This is a genomic window from Phormidesmis sp. 146-33, assembly GCF_052939515.1.
The window spans coordinates 61,356-77,214 of record NZ_JBJPHU010000008.1 but is presented as its reverse complement, the minus strand read 5'-3'; the positions used below and the strand labels follow the sequence as shown (position 1 = coordinate 77,214).

Here is a 15,859-nt window from a genome sequence, read left to right as displayed (position 1 = left end):
AGGCAACTATGTGACAACTGGAATCGAATCGAGGGAAGAGTGGATGAACAACGGCAAAGTTAGAATTTACGAGCTATCGCGAGAATTAAATTTGGACAATAGAGACCTCCTGGCCATTTGCGAACAACTAAATATTTCTGTCAAAAGTCACAGCAGTACCATCTCAGAAGGTGAAGCGGGACAGATCCGCTCTGCTGCTGAAAAATATGTTGCCAGTCACCCCCCTTCTCCAAAATCGGCCCCCAGTCGTCCGACTGCGCCTTCACAACCTGCTGAGTCTAAAAAGAAAACGCCCTTGAATATCCAGAAAAAACAACAAATTTTAGAAATCCGTAGACCGATCACGCGATCGACCTCTGAGCAGACCGAGCTACGCACTCCTCCAGTGCCCCCTTCCAGTCAACCCCCCGCCAAGCCTGCCGAGCCAAGTCGCCCAGCCCGTTCTCCAGTTTCAGAGTCCGAAGATTCGGTTGAGTCGATTTCTTCGAGTTCCCCGCAGGGGCTTGCTCCTGTTATCGCGCCAGACACTTCCCCCGTTAGCCCTCCTCCTGTAGAAGCGCCTGCCCTCCCAGTAGAAGCCATGGCCCCTAACCTAGAAGCAGCGGCACCCGAAGCGCCAACCTCTCTTCAAGCGCCTAGTGCCCCTTCTATCCCCGTGATCGAAGTTCAGGCTCCTCCCCAACCTCCCGCAAAACCTGCCGTCACTTCTCAGTCTGCGCGACCTGGGTTGACCAACAAACCGCTGCTCAAGCGCGATAAACAAGCCGCTTCACAGCCTGCTCCAGACCGCCGAGAAGGTGGAGCGCCCCAAAGAGAAGGAGTCAGACCTCAAGGTGGCACTCCAGTCCCTGGAACTCGCCGTCCTGCTCCTGCCAAGCCCTCTGAAGAACGGACAACTCCGCGTCCTCAAATCATGGAGTTGCGCCGTCCCAAACCCGTTCAGTCGCCCCAAGAAGTGGCAGCTCTAGCGGATAGTGCGGTAGCAGGGGGGCAGCCCGTTTTACGAGTCAATCGCCCGGTCAGACCTGGTGATGCCCCCGCTGCCCCTGTGGCTCCTGGCGCGCTCGACATGCAGCTAAACCGACCAACTCCTCCCAAACCCAAGCGTACTAAAGGCTGGGATGACGAGGAAGAGGAAGTGCAAGAGCTTTCTGAAAAGGCCAAACAACTGGCTGCCAAAGGCAAGCGGCGGGCCCAACCCAAAATTGACGAAGAGGACGAAGAAGACCTCGACCAGCTATTGGATGCGTCCATCGTTGATCCCGCTCAGGTTAGCATTTCGCTCGCCCGCCCAGCACGGCCCAAGAGTCTACCGGGTCAGCAAACACGAGTGGCAGCGGCTCCGACTCCAGCAGCCCCTCAGCGCAAAAAGTCTGGCGGCGGTAGCAGTATGCGCGATCGCCGCGATCGTCGCGAGCAAGAAGCTAAGGTCGAACGTCCAGAAATCATTACTCTCACAGGCGGTTTGACCGTTCAAGAGTTGGCGACCAAGCTGGCTGTTCCAGCAACCGAGGTGATCACCAAGCTGTTTATGAAGGGCATTGCGGCCACAATTACGCAAACGCTTGATATCGGCACCGCGACAATGGTGGCTGAGGAATACGGCACGCTGGTCGAAGCAGGCGAGAAACAAGAAGCTGCCCGTAAGCTCACCGAAATGGTTGGTGTGGAAGACGTAGATCATCTGATTCGCCGTCCGCCTGTTGTGACGATTATGGGTCACGTTGACCACGGGAAAACGACGCTGCTCGACTCGATTCGCAAAACAAAAGTGGCTCAGGGAGAAGCGGGCGGCATCACGCAACACATTGGGGCTTACCACGTTGATGTTGAGCATAATGGTGCCGAACAACAAGTAGTCTTCCTGGATACTCCAGGTCACGAAGCCTTTACTGCGATGAGAGCAAGAGGCGCACGGGTGACTGACATTGCGATTTTGGTGGTAGCTGCCGATGACGGAGTACAGCCTCAAACCATTGAAGCGATTAGTCACGCTAAAGCGGCACAGGTGCCAATCATCGTTGCAATCAACAAGATTGACAAAGAAGGCTCACAGCCCGATCGCGTCAAACAAGAACTAACAGAATACCAGCTCGTTCCTGAGGAATGGGGCGGCGACACGATTATGGTTCCGGTGAGCGCTTTGAGCGGCGACAATTTGGATACGCTGCTGGAGATGATTCTTCTGGTTGCGGAAGTAGAGGATTTGACGGCAAACCCCGATCGCGCTGCTAGAGGAACCGTTATCGAAGCTCACCTGGACAAGGCGAAAGGCCCCGTTGCCACGTTGCTGATTCAGAATGGGACTTTGAAAGTGGGCGATGTGCTAGTCGCAGGGTCGTCGCTGGGTAAAGTTCGGGCAATGGTGGACGATCGTCTCCAACGTGTTCAAGCGGCTTCACCGTCGTTTGCCGTAGAAGTTCTGGGGTTGAGTGACGTTCCGGCGGCGGGGGACGAGTTTGAAGTCTTCCAGGACGAGAAGGATGCGCGTGCGGTCGCTTCTGACAGAGCCGATGAGCAGCGCCAATCTCGGTTGTTGGCAGCCATGTCTTCTCGCCGAGTCAGCTTGAACACGTTGTCTGCGAAGGCTCAAGAAGGCGACCTCAAGGAGTTGAATCTGGTGCTGAAGGCTGACGTACAAGGGTCAGTCGAAGCAATCCTCGGTTCTTTGCGCCAGTTGCCTCAAGGCGAAGTTCAGGTGCGGGTGCTGTTTGCGGCTCCGGGTGAGATTTCTGAAACAGACGTTGACCTGGCAGCAGCGAGTGATGCGGTCATTATTGGCTTCAATACGACGCTGGCACCGGGGGCCCGACAGGCTGCCGATCGAGCCGGGGTGGATGTGCGCGACTACAACATCATCTACAAACTGCTGGATGACGTTCAGGGCGCGATGGAGGGTCTACTTGAACCCGAAATGGTCGAGGAATCCCTGGGTCAGGTCGAAGTCCGGGCTGTCTTCCCAGTGGGTCGTGGCGCGGTGGCTGGCTGTTATGTGCTGTCGGGTAAGATCATTCGGAACTGTAAGGTGCGAGTGCGTCGCGGCGACAAGCTGGTTCACGAAGGCAACCTCGATTCGCTGAAGCGGATGAAAGAGGATGCGCGGGAAGTCAACGCTGGCTACGAGTGTGGTATCGGTCTTGATAGTTTTAGCGCCTGGGAATTGGGCGATATTATCGAGGCTTACCGGATGATCTCGAAGCGTCGGACGCTTGCCAAGTAAGCCACTACATTCAATCAAAACTTTGGGGTGTACGAAAATTGTATGCCCCTTTTTTTGGCTTCTCGAAACTGTGGACTACGCTAGAGAAACGGGATTCTACACTTTTCATCGAATTCACGATCGTTTACTTGACCTCACCAGGCGATCGAGCGTTCTTTCCATGACGGCGATCGTTTGTCCTGAAACTGTGAACACTAGGGCTTCTCGATAGATGCGTTGGGCAGGATGATATTTAGAGTTGGCGGCTCCACTGGAAACGGTTACCGCGGCTTGGGCGCATCGGTTCGCCAGGTCGATCGCCCAGACTCTTAGGCGTAATTTTTCCTCAAAGGATTCGCCTTGCTGTTGAGCGGCGTAAACCTGATGGCGACAGTCGTTTAATTCTTGAGATAGGGATTCTAAAGCGGGCGCGATCGGTAAAAAAGGTTTTGATCTCGAACTAGCTTCTAATAAATCTAATGCCGCCTGAGCGCAGCCTAATGCAAAAAAGCTGGAGTTGAGAACGTTGAGGCGATCGCTTTGATGAATCGCTCCCGCAGGTTGCACAAAGACCACTTCAGAATCGGGCAAGATCCACTCGGTCAAATGAGCAGCAACAGTTTGAGTCGAATTCATGGCCGCCAGAGGCATCGGTTCACTAAACAGAATTTCGCCCCCGAACTGCTGAGTTTTGACAAAGGGCACCATGCCATAGACCGCTTGACCATCGGGCAACACCGCCGCCGCAATAAAAGTCTCAAAGCAGCCAAAGCCCGTTACCCAGGGCACTTGTCCATAAAGTCGGTAGCCTCCTGGAATGGCGATCGCTTTAATCGGAGGATTGTCTTCGCGACGCAGATGAGAAAAGCCGATGCCGACGAGTTTTTGCCCGCTGCCCATCCACGGGAGGTAGGCTTGTTTGAGGGATTCGTTTTGGCTTTTGACGAGCAGAGAAGCCGCGCTTTGATGTTGAGTTTGCAGAAAGGCTAGCGCGCCTGAATATCTAGCAATCCGTTCTTGAAAGCTGTAGAAAGTCGCTTCATCCACATCTGATCCCTGCCAAAATTCTGGAACCCGCAGCGCCAGCAAATTTAAATCCGCTAGATCGTGTAGCGCTGATCGCAGCACTTCTGGATTTTCGTCTAGCTCGATCGCGTTAGGGGCGGCGGTTTGGAGGTAATCTTCAAGCCGATCGACGGGATTCAAAAAGGTCATGGAAAGAGTAGGATGATTGGGCACTCAGCAACTTCATCCCATCCTAGCCCTCTATGCAGAACGATATCAGTCGCGTGGTCATGACAAAGATCAGATCTGCCCAGCCTAACAGTCCCTCTGTGACTCGAATTCTCGCACCCTGTTCCGTTCCCGCAGACTTAACAGCGTAGCGACCCCTTGCGGGTAACTCAAAGAGATCGTCTCCTCGATACAGCGTTTCGGCCGTCAGACTTCGCCATTTATAGTGACTGCAAACAAACAGAAGTTTCGGTTTTTCCATCAACTATCGACTCAATCACCCGTGACAATCTTGGGCACCTTAAAAAATTCGCCTTCTCGATCGGGCGCACCATCCAAAATTGCCTCTCGCTCAGTCGAAGGGTTGTGTTGATCAAGGCGTACGACATTACTAACCTCGATCGCACGTGTCGTCGGCTCCACATCGGTCACATCTAACTCACTCAACTGCTCAAAATAATCCAAAATACTGCTGAGTTGAGTGGAGAATTTTTCTTCCTCTTCGGGCGTAAGTTGCAGACGGGCCAGATGAGCAACTTTGTGAACTTGTTGGCGATCGAGACTCATAAGCTTGTAATAGTGAGCGGTGAGCGGTCAATAATCAGGTGATGACGGGACTAGAAGTAGATATCCATGCCCGATCGCCCCGTAGTTTTGAGCCAGTTTTGAGCTTCGATATAATTGTTGGGAGCCAGGAGAATGGCGCGTTTCCAAAACTCGGCAGCTTCGTCAAACAGCTTGTCGGCTTCTGCATCTTTGCCGTCGTCTTTGGCTTTTTCGCCCTGATAGTGCAAAATCACCGCGATGTTGTTGAGCGCCTGTGGTAGTCGGGGGTTGAGATCGATCGCCTGATGGTAAAAGCCTAACGCCCTTTCGTGTTCGCCATTACTCGCATGGATCAGCCCCATGTTGTAGAGAATGTAGCTGCGATCGTTATCATCCTCTTCCAGAGTCAGCGCTTCTTCATAGTTTTCTAGCGCCTCAGCATACTCGCCCTCTGCTTGAGCAGACATGCCATCCCGGTAATAAGCAAAGGCTTCTTTTTCTTTTCGACTGGCAGGAAACACCTTCAGAATCAGATCTGCCATCACCGTAAAGCTCTTGTCGATAAAGTTATCGTTGCGTTGTGATCTAGGCATATCGCGTCGTGAAAAATTGGAGAAACAGTATCGCGTCGTCTATCAGTTTAGCGCCCTTGGGGACGGGGAAGACAGAAGACAGGAGACGTTCAAAGCTGCACAGTCCAGAATCCAAAGTCCATTGAATTTCTCCCCGACTCGCCAACCCACTTCTTATACTGGAGACGGAACCCTTTTCTTAGGGAAAGAAACATGAACAATCCGACACCCGATCCTGCTGTGATGAAAGCAGTCGAGCGACTAGACTATCGTGTCACGGTTGGTGATGTCGCGGCCCAGGCTGGCTTGGATGTCAATCTGGCACAACAAGGGCTTTTGGTTTTAGCCTCCGAAACCGGGGGACACCTGCAAGTGGCCGAGTCGGGAGACATGATCTATCAGTTTCCGCCAGACTTTCGGAATGTGTTGCGTGACAAATACTTTCGGCTGCGGCTCAAAGAGTGGTGGGACAAGGTTTGGCGGGTTTTGTTTTATCTGATTCGCATCTCCTTTGGGATCGTGTTGATTTTGCTGATTGTGTTGGCGATCGCTGCCATTGTGGTAGCCGTCATTGCCATTAATTCCAGTCGGGGAGACGACGATCGGGGCGACTCAGGTGGCGGATTCAATATGCCGGGTTTCTGGATTACGCCTGATTTCTTTTGGATTTTTTCTCCCAACTACGACACAGGCTACGAGCGGCGACGCGCTAAAGGACAGTCCAGCCAGCTTAACTTTTTAGAAGCCGTCTTTTCTTTCTTGTTTGGTGACGGCAACCCCAACGCAGACCTTGAAGAACGACGCTGGCAAACGATCGGGACGGTAATTCGCAACCACCAAGGAGCCGTAATCGCTGAACAAATCGCACCCTATTTAGACGAAGTGGGCGAAGGGTTCGATCGTGAATACGAACAATATATGCTGCCTGTGCTGGCTCGATTTAACGGTCGCCCCGAAGTCAGTCCCGAAGGTCAAATCGTCTACCACTTCCCAGATTTACAAACGACCGTAACCGAACAGCGTCGCAAGTCGGTGCCAGCCTATTTGAAAGAAGCGCTGTTTGCCTTTAGTCGGGCTAGCAAGGGGCAAATCGTATTGGCAGCAAGTTTGGGCGTGGTGCTGTTGGGGTTGGGAATCACCCTCGCGGGACTAACCTGGGGTGGAGCCGTTGTTTCTGGATCTGCGTTGGTTTTGGGAAGAACGATCGCCATTCTCTCTCTTGGTTACAGTGCTGCTTATCTGGCAATTCCTCTGATCCGCAGCGCCTGGATTCAAGGACGCAACCGCAAGATTCTCGCCAGAAATCAGCAACGTCAGCAGCGACTTCAACTTCTAGAACAAGCCGATCCTGTAGTCGAACAGAAGTTACTCTACGCCCAACAATTTGCCGCTGAAACGGTGATTCAAAATGAGGATTTGGTTTACAGCAGCGATCGCGATCTCATTGAGCAAGACCTCGATCGGGCTGATCAAATCGATGCCGAGTGGCAAAAACGCCTTGAAGAAGGAACAAAAAACTAAAGAAGTTAGGAGGCTAATCCTGGGACTCCTCCCTCCTCGCGCAGCGGATTACCCCCAAAGGGGGAACAGATCATCGAAGTTCTCCCTCCTCGCGAATGCGGGGCAAAGCCCTCCCTGACGCTTACTTCACCTCAATCTTTGCCAACGTCGCGTTGTCGTAGTAGTACCGCACAATCTGCTGATAATTCCAGCGTTGTTGAGTGGCCAGATTGTAAGCACCATATTGGCTCAGTCCTAACCCATGACCAAACCCTTTGCCGTTGACCACAAACGAGATCGGAGAGGGTTTGCTGTTACTTTTTGTCGCCTGCCCCCCTTGCGAACTCACACTAAAAAGCGTACTTCTTAAATCAAGCGCAGCGCGTAGAGCATCACCACTGATCGATCGCTCTCCCTTATCACCCTTAACCCGCATTGACACAATTCGTCCGCAGGTTGTGACTTTCTCAGGCACCATTGAGACAATTTCGCCGACCCCAGTGATGCGACGACTCAGTTGATCGCGGCTAAACGGCTTGCTCCATTGGTAAACGGGAGCACCCTGGTCAAAATCTCTCTTAGCGCGCAGATAGGGTAACGGCTGTGTCCAGACTTCTTCGACGTTATCAATACAGCCCCCTGACGAGGAATGAAACACGGCATTGATGATTCGACCGTTGTGGACAATAACCTGCCCTTTGGTGGCTTCGACGGCCATCTGCGTCCCCTGTGACTCGCGATCGACCCCCGTATACACCTGCCACGAATCTGTATCGCCCACATCAAACACAGTGTTCGCACTTTGACGCTGATACAGCGCGTAAGAACGGGCCGCAACCGCTTGCGCTTTCAACGCTTCTTGTGGCCAGTTGCCATTCATTTCGCTGCCGAGAACACTGTAGAGATAATGTTCTAAGTCAACGTAATTGACGGCTGTAAGTCCTGATCCCCTAGGTACGAGAAGGGCCCGACCCCGATACCAGCGATCGCCTATCCAGACAACACCGCCTTCGGTTGGCTCGACTGAGATTTCTCCGCCATTCCAGCGATCGAGGGCGACCGTTCCCCCGTTTGCTTGAGCTGTAAAGCCATTCATCCCTTGAATCTCGCCCAGGGCACGACCCGACTCATCTCGAACCACAGCCTTAGTCGAACTGCCCACATTAATTTGTTTGACGTTTTGTTGAATGGCAACGCGGAGTTCCAGCGCGGATGCGGGAGCGATCGCAGCGAACCAAATCAGGGCAGTCAGCCACCAGTTTTTTCCTGTCGTGATGCTGAGTTTTGACATGAGAAACGGGAGGAGTGAGCGAACTATCATCAGAAATTTCCTTGCAGGGTGCTTTGTAACAGATCACAAGCGATCGGTTGCCGGATCTGGATTGATCTGAATGCAGATTGCCAACGCTGCTTAATATAAGTCAATTTTCCTGCTCTGGATGTATCAGAATTTTTTAACCCAAAGGCAAGCTTAAGGGCAGCATTTCTTATGTAGAGTCACAACCAAACGATCTCGGCACTAAAACCATAGATGTAGGGTTATGAAGATTTGTGAAGAATACTGAGTGTTTTTGAACCAACGACTCACAGATAGTTTTGACTGTGAAATTTCTCATAGGTTCCAATCTGGTGAATCAGCAAATGTGGCAGCCACCTTTCTGCAAATCATGAACTACAAATTTCAGTTTCCTGCGTCCTAGAATTCCATCGTTTTGGGCTTCCTGTGTCACCATGAAGAAGTGAAATAACTTACATAAAACAAGTCGATCGAGTTTTGCAGATCACATTTTTAGGAACGAGTTCTGGGGTGCCGACGCGATCGAGAAATGTGTCTGGAGTCGCCCTACGGTTGCCTCAACGCGCCGAGGTGTGGCTGTTTGACTGTGGCGAAGGGACTCAACACCAATTTTTACGCAGCGATCTGCGGGTCAGTCAGATTCGACGAATTTTTGTCACCCACATGCATGGCGATCACATTTTTGGCTTGATGGGTCTGCTGGCAAGTTGTGGTTTGGCGGGCAATCCCGATCGCATTGACATCTACGGGCCGCCCGACCTAGATGAGTATCTCAAAGCCTGTAAGCGCTATTCACAAACGCATTTCTCTTACCCCGTCAAGGTTCACACGGTCAAACCGGGATTGGTGTTTGAAGACGAAGAATTTTCGGTCAGTTGCAGTCTGCTCAAGCATCGAGTGCCTGCCTTTGGGTATCGAGTCACCGAGAAAGATCGGGCAGGTCATTTTGATGTCGATCGCGCCAAAGCGCTAAAAATTCCTTCTGGGCCGATTTATGGACAGTTGAAACGCGGCGATCGCGTCACGCTTCCCGATGGGCGGCAAATCAATGGAGCGGATTTGTGCGGCCCGACAGAGATTGGCAGAAAGGTCGTCTATTGCACAGACACCGTTTATTGTGACAACGCGGTCGGACTCGCCAAAGATGCCGATGTCTTGATCCACGAAGCCACCTTTGCCCATCAAGATGCCGAGTTAGCCTATCAGCGTCTCCATTCCACAACCACGATGGCGGCTCAAGTCGCATTAGGGGCACAAGTCAACAAACTGATCATGACGCACTTCAGTCCTCGATATGCGCCAGGGAACCCGATCGAACTCAAAAATCTGTTAGAAGAAGCCCGCTCAATCTTCCCCAACACCGACCTGGCTTCTGACTTCTGGACTTACGACGTACCGCGCCGATTAACCAACCTTCCCGTAAACGTTACTTAGCCTGAAAAGGCAAGTTTTGTCTCGATCGCCGCGCCTTGATTCGTTGGGTTTGTCTAGTCTCTGCCCCTAATCCGTCACTGCAAAAATTCGACAAGCCGCTCCAGAGTTCTCCAGGCTTCACCACTCGCGAGAATCTCTTTGGCTAAGAGAAGACCTTTTGCATAATCGTCAGTTACGTCTCCAACCTGTAGGGCCAGACTAGCATTGAGAGCCACGACCTCCATTTGTGCGCGTGTCCCTTTTCCTTGTAGGACATTTTTAAGAATTTCTGCGTTGGTCTGCACATTGCCTCCTTTGAGTGAAGCGATCGCTGCGGTCTCGACTCCTAATTCTCGCGGGTCTAAAGTCGTCAGATGAACGGTTTGATTAGACAAAATCGCTAGATCTGTTAAATCTCCCAATCCCGCTTCGTCTAGCCGTTCTCGACCATGCAGCACGATCGCTTTTTGCGTACCAAGTTGATTGAGAGCTTGAGCGATCGCCTCCAACAAATCAGGGTCAAAAACGCCAATCACCTGCCCCGTCGGCCGCAACGGATTGACCAACGGCCCCAGCAGATTAAAAACCGTTCTCACTTTGAGCAGCCTGCGTAGGGGAGCGACAACCTTGAGTGCCGGGTGCCAGCCGGGAGCAAATAAAAACGTGATCCCCACCGCCTGCACAGCCGCTTGAATCTTTTCGGCGGGGGCAGCTAGATTGATCCCCAACGCTTCCAACACATCCGCAGATCCGACTTGACTCGAAGCCGATCGATTGCCATGTTTTGCAACCGAGACCCCAGCCGCCGCCGCTACAAAGGCCACAGCCGTCGAAATATTGAAGGTAGACGCACCATCTCCGCCCGTACCACAAGTGTCAATCAGCGGTGTGGAGTGTGGAGTGTGGAGTGTGGGAGAAGCGGATTGAGACTGGAGAACGTTTGCCATGCCTGCCAGTTCTGACGCAGAGACACCTTTGGATTGCAGCGCGACGAGAATGGCTCCAGAGAGCGCCGGATGAATCGCATCAGCTAGCCAGCCCTGCATCAGATTGGCGGCTTGATCGCTGGAAAGAGATTGGCGATCGAGTAACTGTTGCAGCAGACTTGACCATTGAGCCGAGCTTTCGGGCGTGACGTTGCTTAAATTTGGGGCAGCAGGAGTCGGTAAAGGTTGAGTCATGTTCTTGACACGCAAAAAGGAATAAAAAGGAATGTTTGCTTTGGTTGACAAATCTTTGGTTGACAAATCTAATGATTTTGCACAGGTTTATCCAAACACAGTTCTGTTTTGGGTTGAGGGTTTTGGCAAAATGACCCCTGTTCACCCGGCTGGCGGTAGCGATCAACCCGCCTGATCAGTATTTAATTAGTCATTAAAGTGCATCAAACTATTTTGTTAAATGTGGTAGGTTACTCTAATCCCAGACAGATGTAAAAGTATCGCAGTTTGTGATCCGTTTGTGATCACGATGACGCTGAGTCAGTAGCGGTAAGTGTCTTGCACATAAAGCACGATCGTATACTTTGCAACGAGAGGAACCGTTGACTAGTGCAGAATGTGAATCTATCAAATGACGATCTAAAACTTATTATCCAGCCTTGCGATCGCGAAACAGAGCGGTATCTCGATCAATTGGGATTTAGAGCGATCGCAGCCGTGCCCCAGCTACTCTACAGAACGGCAGAGGAGACCAATCTCGCTGACCTTTTTTTTAGAATTAGTCATTTGATTCCTGACTCTGCTCAGGTGGCTTCCCGCTTTTTGGTCACTCAGTTTTCTCTCGATTCTCGAAATCTCCTGGTCGAATTTCTCAACGCTCAACCGCTTAGTAGTATGACCCTGATGATCAAGAATGCCTGGTTTCTTCAGGTCTTAGCGAGGCAGCGTTTATTCTTCAAATACCAGCCGATTTTTAACCTGGCTACCGGGCATGTGGTAGCTCACGAGTGTCTAGCCAGAGCAAAAAGTGAGCAGGGACAGTGCTTTGGTGGTCAAGAGCTAATTGACGCTGCCCTCTCCATGAATTTAACATTTGAGTTTGACGAGTTAGCCCGATCGACGTGTCTAGACTCCTTAGCAAAGCTCTGCACCAGAGTCGGAAGGGTAGAAACTCCGCAGACTTTTTTTGTGAATGTGTTACCCAATGCGATCGCTCGCGACCCCAAAACTCTGGAGCAAAACTTTCAGCAGGTGATAGACCTGGGGCTGCGCCCTGAACAAATTGTGTTTGAACTTACCGAAGTCGAAGCCCTAAAAAGTTATCCCCAACTCTCCACTCTGATTGAGCAGATTCGCGACTGGGGGTTTGGTCTGGCGATCGATGACCTGGGGAGCAACGTCGCGATCGATCACTACTGCCTGGAGTTTCGCCCAGATGTGATCAAGCTCGATCGACGGCTGATTCAGGGTTGTAGTCGCTATGTCTTAAAGCAAGTCATGATCAAGAGTCTGCTGCAATTTGCCCATGAGTTAGGAATTGCTGTGTTGGCAGAAGGGCTAGAAGACGCTAACGATGTTGATTTTTGCCGAGAGCTAGGCGTGGATATGGGACAGGGGTTTGGGCTGGCAACGCCGGAGATTTTGCCGTGGCGTGTGAACAGCGATTTCTTTGAGCTACCCGCCAGCGATCTTTCCAAGTTACCCGCAAGGGGGCGCTGGATGTCGGCGGCGTGTTGAAGAGGGTGAGAAGTGAGGGGTGAGGAGTGAGGAGAAGACTAGCTCACAACTCAAAACCTTACCCATCCATACGATAATTCAGTGAGTTTCTAGGTTCGCTGACTTATGCAGTTTGAGTTTGTCCCAGTTGAAGAGTTTTATTTTGCACTGACGTTGGCCGTCCGAACGCTCGAAGATATTCAGCAGCCAGGCTTGTCGGAGCAGGTGAGGGCGACGTTAGAACAAAAGTTTGGGCAACCTTCGACCGTAGCGGCGGCTAGTCAAAATACGTTTAACTATGTATTTTTTGTCAAAGATTACGACAACTCTCCAGCACCTCAACTGATCGTGTCGATCGCCGACTGGCAAGGAAATTTGCGTCTGAGCAGCGACTATGGGTGGATGCTTGACCCAGAGCGTAAACCTGTGAGAACTGAGAAATTTGAGCAGCGATCGCACTTCAATCAAACCCTGCGATCGTACTTGCAGGATTGGCTGGGGGTGGAAGGGATGAGAGATGAGGGATGAGGGATGCGCTAAAAGTCTTCTAGAATCCACTCTGAGGTGCGATCGCCGAGATCTAGGGGAATGTTAACCGCTTTTCCTAATCGAGGGCGTTCGCGCGTTTTTTGAATGTAGGACTCTACTTGATTGGTGGCTCCCCAAGCGGCAAGATAGCTGCCTACTTGATCAAGATGCTCTAGATACTCAACCTGACTGAGCGGAAAGGAAGCCTGCTCCAGATACTTCCACATGACTTGTACAAAAATCTTGCCCCCCGTTCGGCGTAGCTGAATATCGTAGGAGCGACCCCATTTGTTAAGTAAAAGCTGGTGAAGGTCTTGTCCGGTCATGGCTGCGATCGTGTAGATATTTGTAACATTTCGTATAAATGTGAGACACTGCCTCTTCGCTATGATGCTAATGTTAAAGTTTGTATAATACACCCAACAAAGCCCACAAATCGCTGACTTAAAGGATTTCTAGCACTTTACATAGCTGAAAGAATTCTTAAATTCAGTCGTTTTGGCTCCCGTGTGTAAATAGATCTAAACACAGCCCCTTTAAGATTAAGTTCAGGGCATTTCATCATTTTCCCCGATATCTCTAGAGCGTAGACATGGCACAACTAACTGGATCTGCTGATGATGTACCCAGCATGGGTCGTCGCCAATTTATGAACCTCCTGATGTTTGGCTCCGAAGCACTTGTTGCAGTGGGCGCACTCTATCCGGTGGTGAAATACTTTATTCCTCCCTCGTCAGGGAGTGGCTCTGGTGGCGTAACCGCTAAAGATGCGCTGGGCAACGATATTCTCGTCAGCGAGTATGTCAAAACCCATCCCCCTGGCGATCGCTCCCTGGCTCAAGGTCTCAAGGGAGACCCTACCTATCTCGTCGTGCAAGAAGATCAATCGATCGGCAGCTACGGCATCAACGCGGTTTGTACTCATCTGGGCTGCGTCGTCCCCTGGAATGCTAACGAGAACAAATTTATGTGCCCTTGTCACGGGTCGCAATACGACAACACAGGTAAAGTCGTCCGTGGGCCGGCACCGCTCTCTTTGGCCCTCGTTCATGCTGCCGTCGAAGACAACAAAGTCAGCTTTACCCCCTGGACAGAAACCGACTTTCGCACTGACGAAGCTCCCTGGTGGGCTTAGGGTTTCATTTTTAGGTCTTCAGTTTTTAGCGGTTGGCTGAGAGTCTGGTAGAGAAGTTTGGCACCGTATCGACTTTTTCACCGACTTTCTAAATGAGCTAATCGCTACCCTCTTGTCTTTCCTCTCGTTGTCCCTACACTATTTTCGTTAGAGATGAGAACACGCTTTTTATCGTCGATGTGGCTTCGCAAACTCCAGGTGGCTCAAAAGGTACTGGTTGCGATCGTCGCCGTCACCGTTTTACTGTCAGGTAGTTTGGCGCTTCCTCAAGCGGCGGCTGCCTATCCCATTTTTGCTCAACAACAGTACGAAAATCCCCGCGAAGCTACGGGTCGGATCGTCTGTGCTAACTGTCACCTGGGCGCAAAGCCGACCGAAGTCGAAGTGCCTCAGTCCGTGTTGCCCGATACTGTGTTTGAAGCGGTGGTGAAAATCCCTTACGACATGAGTGTTCAGCAAGTCACGGGCGATGGCTCCAAAGGGCCGTTGAATGTAGGTGCAGTGTTGATGCTGCCCGAAGGCTTTAAGCTGGCTCCTGATGATCGCGTCCCCGAAGAGATGAAGGAAAAGCTGGCTGAGTTGTACATCCAACCCTATAGCGACACCAAAGAAAACATTCTCGTCGTCGGGCCGTTGCCCGGTGAGCAATACAGCGAAATCACCTTCCCGATTTTGTCGCCTGATCCCAATACCAACAAAGCCCTCCGCTTTGGCAAGTATTCGATTCACGTAGGCGGCAACCGGGGTCGCGGGCAGGTTTATCCCGCTGGCAACAAGAGCAACAACGCTGTCTACAGTGCGCCTGCAACGGGGCAGATCACCAAGATTGAGAAAGCGGAAGAAGGTGGATTTGTGGTCACGATCCAACCTGAAGGCAAAGACGCTGTGAGTGAAACCATTCCCGCTGGCCCAGAACTGCTGGTCGCAGAAGGTCAAGAAGTCAAGGCTGGAGACGCGCTCACCAACAATCCCAATGTGGGCGGCTTTGGTCAGGTTGACAAAGAAATCGTGCTGCAAAGCCCCAACCGGATTAAAGGACTGCTGGCGTTCTTTGCGATCGTCACCTTTACCCAAATCATGCTCGTCTTAAAGAAGAAGCAAGTCGAAAGAGTCCAGGCTGCGGAAATGAATTTCTAACACCAGACTCACGCTTATCTACTCACTTTTATCTATCGACGGGATGGGCCACGGTTCATTCCGTTTTTTTGTGTCTCGGCGTATTCCTTTAACTCCTGCGCCATGCGACGAATACCCTGCTGCTCATCTCGACGAATAAACGGCAAAAAGACGGGACTCAGCGCCCCCGAAAAGTTTTCTCGATGGACATACTTGGTACGATCGCCGCCAATGTCTTGAAGCTCAAACACATGCTCATTGCGAAATCCCGGAATCGTCGAAAGCCACTTGAGACAAACCCCCGGCTGGATCAGCGTCACCAATGGCTGAAACTCAATATCGTCTTCGCCTCGTGTCCGTTTGAGTGACAACAGCGTTTCCTGACCTTGCACAAACGGCAGATCAGGGTGGCAGTCATAAAGAAAGGTATTCCAATACTTCCAGCGTTCTTTGTGAAAGAGAATCTGCCAGACTAGCGATCGCGGCGAGTTGATTTCGATTTCAGTGTAGAGACTAGGCATGAAACACACCCCCTTACAGCAAACTACACTCTGGATACCCGCTTCTCTCGCAAATCTTAAACTAAGGGGTCAAAGCAGCAATCCTCGCGCCGATTTATCTTCATTCCTCCTCGCAAAGCGGAACGAACTCCCTCATCCCTTC

At 51.5% G+C, this 15,859-nt stretch carries 16 protein-coding genes; 8 read left to right on the top strand and 8 right to left on the bottom strand.

Going from position 1 to position 15,859, the window contains the following annotated elements:
- The first annotated feature begins 10 nt into the window (after positions 1 to 10).
- Positions 11 to 3,220, top strand: a complete 3,210-nt coding sequence (gene infB / locus ACJ2PR_RS05545) for a translation initiation factor IF-2 (RefSeq protein ID WP_446876267.1) — start codon at positions 11 to 13, stop codon at positions 3,218 to 3,220.
- 114 nt (positions 3,221 to 3,334) lie between these two features.
- Here infB and ACJ2PR_RS05540 read toward each other — a convergent pair whose 3' ends face one another.
- Genes ACJ2PR_RS05540 through ACJ2PR_RS05525 form a run of 4 tightly spaced genes read right to left on the bottom strand, consistent with a single transcriptional unit; the run spans position 3,335 to position 5,571 of the window.
- Positions 3,335 to 4,414 (bottom strand): acyl-CoA dehydrogenase family protein, encoded by a 1,080-nt coding sequence (locus ACJ2PR_RS05540; protein ID WP_446876265.1) that lies wholly within the window; start codon positions 4,412 to 4,414, stop codon positions 3,335 to 3,337.
- Between the two features lie 43 nt (positions 4,415 to 4,457).
- Positions 4,458 to 4,694 carry a hypothetical protein gene (locus tag ACJ2PR_RS05535; RefSeq protein ID WP_446876264.1) on the bottom strand — a complete coding sequence of 79 codons (237 nt, stop codon included), beginning with the start codon at positions 4,692 to 4,694 and terminating at the stop codon, positions 4,458 to 4,460.
- Between the two features lie 11 nt (positions 4,695 to 4,705).
- Positions 4,706 to 4,999: an Asp-tRNA(Asn)/Glu-tRNA(Gln) amidotransferase subunit GatC gene (gene gatC, locus ACJ2PR_RS05530; protein WP_446876263.1), complete on the bottom strand. Its 294-nt coding sequence runs from the start codon at positions 4,997 to 4,999 to the stop codon at positions 4,706 to 4,708.
- A gap of 50 nt (positions 5,000 to 5,049) precedes the next feature.
- Positions 5,050 to 5,571, bottom strand: a complete 522-nt coding sequence (locus ACJ2PR_RS05525; protein ID WP_446861406.1) for a photosystem I assembly protein Ycf3 — start codon at positions 5,569 to 5,571, stop codon at positions 5,050 to 5,052.
- Between the two features lie 192 nt (positions 5,572 to 5,763).
- On the opposite strand from ACJ2PR_RS05525, the gene ACJ2PR_RS05520 reads away from it, so the two are divergent.
- On the top strand, positions 5,764 to 7,071 hold the full coding sequence (locus ACJ2PR_RS05520; protein ID WP_446876262.1) for a hypothetical protein: 1,308 nt from the start codon (positions 5,764 to 5,766) through the stop codon (positions 7,069 to 7,071).
- A 121-nt stretch (positions 7,072 to 7,192) separates the two neighbouring features.
- Here ACJ2PR_RS05520 and ACJ2PR_RS05515 read toward each other — a convergent pair whose 3' ends face one another.
- Positions 7,193 to 8,341 carry a SpoIID/LytB domain-containing protein gene (locus ACJ2PR_RS05515; RefSeq protein ID WP_446876261.1) on the bottom strand — a complete coding sequence of 383 codons (1,149 nt, stop codon included), beginning with the start codon at positions 8,339 to 8,341 and terminating at the stop codon, positions 7,193 to 7,195.
- A 483-nt stretch (positions 8,342 to 8,824) separates the two neighbouring features.
- Between ACJ2PR_RS05515 and ACJ2PR_RS05510 the strand changes: the two genes are divergently transcribed.
- A complete protein-coding gene (locus ACJ2PR_RS05510; RefSeq protein ID WP_446861409.1) occupies positions 8,825 to 9,781 on the top strand; it encodes a ribonuclease Z in 957 nt (318 codons plus the stop codon).
- A 74-nt stretch (positions 9,782 to 9,855) separates the two neighbouring features.
- Here ACJ2PR_RS05510 and trpD read toward each other — a convergent pair whose 3' ends face one another.
- On the bottom strand, positions 9,856 to 10,941 hold the full coding sequence (gene trpD, locus ACJ2PR_RS05505; protein WP_446876260.1) for an anthranilate phosphoribosyltransferase: 1,086 nt from the start codon (positions 10,939 to 10,941) through the stop codon (positions 9,856 to 9,858).
- Positions 10,942 to 10,972: 31 nt separating this feature from the next.
- Between trpD and ACJ2PR_RS05500 the strand changes: the two genes are divergently transcribed.
- The 3 genes from ACJ2PR_RS05500 to ACJ2PR_RS05490 all read left to right on the top strand — a co-directional run bounded on the left by ACJ2PR_RS05500 (position 10,973) and on the right by ACJ2PR_RS05490 (position 12,945).
- Complete coding sequence (locus ACJ2PR_RS05500; protein ID WP_446876259.1) at positions 10,973 to 11,116, top strand: hypothetical protein; 144 nt, start codon at positions 10,973 to 10,975, stop codon at positions 11,114 to 11,116.
- 203 nt (positions 11,117 to 11,319) lie between these two features.
- On the top strand, positions 11,320 to 12,438 hold the full coding sequence (locus ACJ2PR_RS05495) for an EAL domain-containing protein (RefSeq protein WP_446876258.1): 1,119 nt from the start codon (positions 11,320 to 11,322) through the stop codon (positions 12,436 to 12,438).
- 105 nt (positions 12,439 to 12,543) lie between these two features.
- A complete protein-coding gene (locus ACJ2PR_RS05490) occupies positions 12,544 to 12,945 on the top strand; it encodes a hypothetical protein (RefSeq protein ID WP_446876257.1) in 402 nt (133 codons plus the stop codon).
- An 8-nt stretch (positions 12,946 to 12,953) separates the two neighbouring features.
- On the opposite strand, the gene ACJ2PR_RS05485 is transcribed toward ACJ2PR_RS05490, so the two are convergent.
- Positions 12,954 to 13,271, bottom strand: a complete 318-nt coding sequence (locus ACJ2PR_RS05485) for a DUF3067 family protein (RefSeq protein WP_446861414.1) — start codon at positions 13,269 to 13,271, stop codon at positions 12,954 to 12,956.
- A 266-nt stretch (positions 13,272 to 13,537) separates the two neighbouring features.
- Between ACJ2PR_RS05485 and petC the strand changes: the two genes are divergently transcribed.
- A complete protein-coding gene (gene petC, locus ACJ2PR_RS05480) occupies positions 13,538 to 14,080 on the top strand; it encodes a cytochrome b6-f complex iron-sulfur subunit (RefSeq protein WP_446861415.1) in 543 nt (180 codons plus the stop codon).
- 153 nt (positions 14,081 to 14,233) lie between these two features.
- On the top strand, positions 14,234 to 15,217 hold the full coding sequence (petA, locus tag ACJ2PR_RS05475; protein ID WP_446876256.1) for a cytochrome f: 984 nt from the start codon (positions 14,234 to 14,236) through the stop codon (positions 15,215 to 15,217).
- Between the two features lie 32 nt (positions 15,218 to 15,249).
- Here the strand turns inward: petA and ACJ2PR_RS05470 are convergent, their stop codons facing one another.
- Positions 15,250 to 15,717 carry an SRPBCC domain-containing protein gene (locus ACJ2PR_RS05470; RefSeq protein WP_446861417.1) on the bottom strand — a complete coding sequence of 156 codons (468 nt, stop codon included), beginning with the start codon at positions 15,715 to 15,717 and terminating at the stop codon, positions 15,250 to 15,252.
- Between the last annotated feature and the right edge of the window lie 142 nt (positions 15,718 to 15,859).